The 4,330-nt window shown below is 58.6% G+C and carries 6 protein-coding genes; 2 read left to right on the plus strand and 4 right to left on the minus strand.

Annotation, left to right across the window (positions count from 1 at the left end):
- Positions 1-75: 75 nt before the first annotated feature.
- Positions 76-618, minus strand: a complete 543-nt coding sequence (locus QMX91_RS29345; RefSeq protein ID WP_003222480.1) for an XRE family transcriptional regulator — start codon at positions 616-618, stop codon at positions 76-78.
- Positions 619-724: 106 nt separating this feature from the next.
- Here QMX91_RS29345 and QMX91_RS29350 point away from each other — a divergent pair, with 106 nt between their 5' ends.
- A complete protein-coding gene (locus QMX91_RS29350; RefSeq protein WP_135295124.1) occupies positions 725-1,507 on the plus strand; it encodes an aldolase in 783 nt (260 codons plus the stop codon).
- A 22-nt stretch (positions 1,508-1,529) separates the two neighbouring features.
- Positions 1,530-2,414, plus strand: coding sequence for a dihydrodipicolinate synthase family protein (locus QMX91_RS29355; protein WP_210558129.1), 885 nt, complete (start codon positions 1,530-1,532; stop codon positions 2,412-2,414).
- Positions 2,415-2,466: 52 nt separating this feature from the next.
- Here the strand turns inward: QMX91_RS29355 and QMX91_RS29360 are convergent, their stop codons facing one another.
- The 3 genes from QMX91_RS29360 to QMX91_RS29370 form a co-directional block, all read right to left on the minus strand.
- Positions 2,467-2,988 (minus strand): hypothetical protein, encoded by a 522-nt coding sequence (locus tag QMX91_RS29360; protein ID WP_098967625.1) that lies wholly within the window; start codon positions 2,986-2,988, stop codon positions 2,467-2,469.
- Positions 2,988-3,632: a hypothetical protein gene (locus QMX91_RS29365; protein WP_098967624.1), complete on the minus strand. Its 645-nt coding sequence runs from the start codon at positions 3,630-3,632 to the stop codon at positions 2,988-2,990. The genes QMX91_RS29360 and QMX91_RS29365 overlap by 1 nt, the downstream gene beginning before the upstream one ends.
- 153 nt (positions 3,633-3,785) lie before the next feature.
- On the minus strand, positions 3,786-4,130 hold the full coding sequence (locus QMX91_RS29370) for a YegP family protein (protein ID WP_098967622.1): 345 nt from the start codon (positions 4,128-4,130) through the stop codon (positions 3,786-3,788).
- Positions 4,131-4,330: the final 200 nt, after the last annotated feature.

Consider the following 4,330-nt stretch of genomic DNA (forward strand, 5'->3'; position numbering starts at 1 on the left):
GAGCAAGCCCGCTCCCACCTTGGAATGCATTCCAAATGTGGGAGCGGGCTTGCTCGCGAAGCTTTTTCTGGCGGCTCATTCTTCCGAGCTGTGCACCACCACCAGCAACTGCGCCTGCACCTCGCCCACCGATCTGATCCGGTGCGGCTTCTGCGCATTGAAGTGCAGCGCATCGCCACGCTCAAGCAGCACCCGTTCATTCATGAAATCCACTTCCACCTGCCCTTCGTGGACGAACAGAAACTCTTCGCCCAAATGCTCCTTGAAGGTCTTGTCGGTGAACTCGCTCGGCGGGTAGATGATGAACGGCAGCAGGTTGCGCTCGCTGACCTGATGCGCCAGCACCGCATACCCCGGGCTCTGATCGTTGGCCGCCAGTGACTGGCGTTCGTGGCTGCGTACCAGGCTATAGCTGTCGAGGCTGACGTTGTCTTCGGAGAACAATTCCTCGACCTTCACGTTCAGTGCCTTCGCCAGTTTCAGCGCGGCCGCAATCGACGGGGTGTTCAGCCCGCGCTCGACCTTCGACAGATAACTCTTGGTCATGCCGGATTTTTCCGCCAGCGCCTCAAGTGTCACGCCAAGTTTTTTTCTCAACAATTTCAAACGGATAGACATGCGCAGCAGTTATTCCATCAAGGAAACGACGATTGACGCTTGCTCATGACACTTTGTGTCATATAGGCTCTTTAGTGTCATTTGCAATCACCCAAAGGACACCGACATGGCCAAGACATTAGCACTACCCAAAGCGCAACTGGTCAAGCAAGCGCTGACCCAGATGCAAAACACCCTGGCGGATAATACGTGGACTGACCGGCAAAAGCTGGCGCTGACCTGCCGGATCCTGTTCGAGAGCGGTCACGACTCCGGTCTGGCCGGACAAATCACCGCTCGCGGCCCACAACCGGGGACCTATTACACTCAACAACTGGGCCTGGGTTTCGATGAAATCACCGCGAGCAATCTGCTGCTGGTCAACGAAGATCTGGAAGTGCTCGAAGGCCACGGCATGGCCAACCCGGCCAACCGTTTCCACAGCTGGGTCTATCGCGCCCGGCCGGACGTGAACTGCATCATCCACACGCACCCGACGCACATTGCCGCGCTGTCGATGCTGGAGGTGCCGCTGCAGATTTCCCACATGGATCTGTGCCCGCTGTACGACGACTGCGCGTTTCTCGAAGGCTGGCCGGGCGTGCCGGTGGGTAACGAAGAGGGCGAACTGATTGCCGGTGCACTGGGCGACAAGCGCGCGATTCTACTGTCGCACCACGGCCAACTGTCGACCGGCAGCACGATCGAAGAAGCCTGTGTCATCGCCCAACTGATCGAGCGCGCCGCCAAACTGCAACTGCTGGCAATGGCCGCCGGGACGATCAAACCGATCATTCCGGCGCTGGGGCGCGAGGCCCATGACTGGGTGTCGAAACCCAAGCGCCACGCCGCCGCTTTCAACTACTACGCCCGGCAGAACCTGCGCCAACACGCCGATTGCCTGAACTGATTTCAGCCTTTCCCGGAGACTCATCATGTCCAACATTCACGGCATCATCGGCTACACCATCACCCCGTTCGGCACCCACGGCGAAGGCCTCGATCTGCCGGCCCTCGGCCAATCGATCGATCGTCTGATCGACAGCGGCGTCCATGCCATCGCCCCGCTCGGCAGCACCGGCGAAGGCGCTTACCTCAGCGACGCCGAGTGGGATCAGGTCGCCGAATTCAGCATCAAACACGTGGGCAAACGGGTGCCGACCATCGTCAGCGTCTCCGATCTGACCACCGCCAAAGCCGTGCGCCGCGCACGCTTCGCTGAAGCCCACGGCGCTGACGTGGTGATGGTGCTGCCAGCGTCGTACTGGAAGCTGACTGAAGCGGAAATCCTCGCGCACTACCGCGCCATCGGCGACAGCGTCGGTGTGCCGATCATGCTCTACAACAACCCGGCCACCAGCGGCACCGACATGTCGGTGGAGCTGATTCTGCGCATCGTCAATGGCGTGGAAAACGTGACCATGGTCAAGGAGAGCACCGGCGACATTCAGCGCATGCACAAGCTGCAATTACTCGGTGAAGGTCAGGTGCCGTTCTACAACGGCTGCAATCCGCTGGCACTGGAAGCGTTTGCCGCCGGCGCCAGAGGCTGGTGCACCGCCGCGCCAAACCTGATACCGCAGCTGAATCTGGATCTGTATGCGGCGTCGCTGGCCGGTGATCTGGTTCGGGCACGTGAGTTGTTCTACCGCCAGTTGCCGCTGCTGGACTTCATTCTCAAAGGCGGTTTGCCAGCGACGATCAAGGCCGGACTGCGCGAGACGGGGCTGGAGGTTGGTGATCCGCGCTTGCCAGTGTTCCCGTTGAGTGACACCGGCAGACATCACCTCAAAGCGCTGCTCGACGTTTTGCGCTGATGAAAAAAATCCCGCCCGGAACACTCCGGGCGGGATTTTTCCTGCCTGTCGGTCAAAGACTGGCGGCGTGCTTCATCGCTTCGCGGTGGAAGGGCTGATCCTTCAGGACCTGCGCAATGAACGTGTCAGTGATCAAGCGCACATGTTCGAACTGCCCGCCCGAGGCGTTAAAGGCGCCCCGCCAGGATTCAGTGTGATTGTGCACGGCATAGACACCCAGTATCTCCTTGCCATGGCTGAGACTGAACACCACTGTGCTGTCGAAGCTCACCGGTACCGGCACCAGGAACAGCGTGAAGGCACTCAGGAACAACTGAGGCTGAAGCGCGCCGACATCGCTGTTGGCGACTACCAGAACGTTGTAGCCATCCTCGCTTCGACCGGCGCGAACTTCGTCGAAAGTGCCGCGCCGACGCAGTTCGTCTCGCAACATCCAGCTCGGCAGACCGAGCACATTGACGTTGATCGCCGGCAGTTGCTGGCTGTAGTCGACGTCGGGGGCCTTGAGGCTGTGGGTCGCCTGACAACCACCCAGCAACATGAGCAATCCCAGAAACAGAAGCTTGAGGCGCATTAGAGTTTTCCTGACAACATGGCTTTATAGACAGAGGCGCTGGGGCCGTTTTCTTCGCGAATGAACGGCGTGGCGGTGTCCAGATTCGGCATGTCCAGACGCTGCAATCCTGGTACTTGCGGGTATTTGGCACGAACCAGCGCCGCATCACGTTCAAGATGATCGCTGTGCAGGAACAGGCATGACAGCTGAAGACCGATCAGGCACCCGGCGCGAAAATCGCCGATGTAATAAGCCTTGCCCGCCTCGAGTTGCATGCCGATGGTGAAGTCTTCACGGCTCCACGTCACCGACTGCCCATGATCGAAACGCACGTTGTAGATCTCGTAACGACCGGGTTTGAGCGGCATCACAAACAACGTGCCGATGCCGTGATCGGTCTCGCGTACATCTCGCTCGGTTCGGGCGTAAAACTCGTTGTGCAGGCGTGCAGTGGCGAAATCATCGCTTCCACGCTTACGGATCATCAGCATTTGTTCCTTGGCTGAAAACCTCGTCTTGGGCCAGATGCCGACCACACCTACCACATAAGCCACGCCGGAATCGGCGGTTGGCTTGAGTTCATCGTCAATGTGGGTGGGTGACATGCTGTAGCAACCGCTCAGGCCGAGCAGCGCCGTCAGAACAGCGAAAAAGCGAATCATCAAAGGAAAAACTCTCGCGTAAACATTGAAAAACACACGAAAGAGTATTGAACGCCGCCCCTTCCATGGATTGGTCGCGAAGGATAAGCGATGTAGTGGCACATAGCCAGAATTCAGTCGCCATTGTTTTGGCGACTGAGTCGTGGAGTTATTTCAAAGCACCGGCAACGTCTTGTCCTTGATCACTTTGCTCGGCCCGTTGGCCTTGACGCTGGCGATGCCTTTGGCGCACGCGGCGTCCGTGGAGTACGACTCGCTGCTGCCGATGATCTGATGGTTGGCGGCCTTGAGGTTGAAGTATGGGTGGCCATCCTTCGTCGATTTCTTCTCGTAGCGTTCATCCAGCGGGCTATTGGTCTGCACCGAAGCAATGCCGCTGTCGGCAGCCGCGCGGGTGGTGTAGAGCTCGCTGGTGAGAATGGTTTCAGCGTTGGCGGCCTTCAGCACAAACCTGAACTGGCCGTTGCTGCTTTTGCTCACTTCGTACCATCCGGACATGCTCGTTTCTCCTTGGCGTTTGAGAGGTTTCGCGCCAGTGAGTTAAGACCAGCCCAAGATTTCTGTCGCCTGTAATGGCCTCTTCGCGAGCAAGCTCGCTCCCACAGGGTTCGTCAGCGACCACAAAATTTGTGAGCACCAGAGAAACCTGTGGGAGCGGGCTTGCTCGCGAAGGGGGCGACTCGCAAACAGCTATTTCA

The sequence above is a fragment of the Pseudomonas sp. PS01299 genome, assembly GCF_029960145.1.
GTDB lineage: Bacteria > Pseudomonadota > Gammaproteobacteria > Pseudomonadales > Pseudomonadaceae > Aquipseudomonas > Aquipseudomonas putida_A.

Excerpts from the sequence above, each read along its gene's own strand:
- QMX91_RS29345 (WP_003222480.1), bottom strand. The coding sequence starts at position 618 with ATGTCTATCCGTTTGAAATTGTTGAGAAAAAAACTTGGCGTGACACTT.
- QMX91_RS29350 (WP_135295124.1), top strand. The coding sequence starts at position 725 with ATGGCCAAGACATTAGCACTACCCAAAGCGCAACTGGTCAAGCAAGCG.
- QMX91_RS29360 (WP_098967625.1), bottom strand. The coding sequence starts at position 2,988 with ATGCGCCTCAAGCTTCTGTTTCTGGGATTGCTCATGTTGCTGGGTGGT.
- QMX91_RS29365 (WP_098967624.1), bottom strand. The coding sequence starts at position 3,632 with ATGATTCGCTTTTTCGCTGTTCTGACGGCGCTGCTCGGCCTGAGCGGT.
- QMX91_RS29370 (WP_098967622.1), bottom strand. The coding sequence starts at position 4,130 with ATGTCCGGATGGTACGAAGTGAGCAAAAGCAGCAACGGCCAGTTCAGG.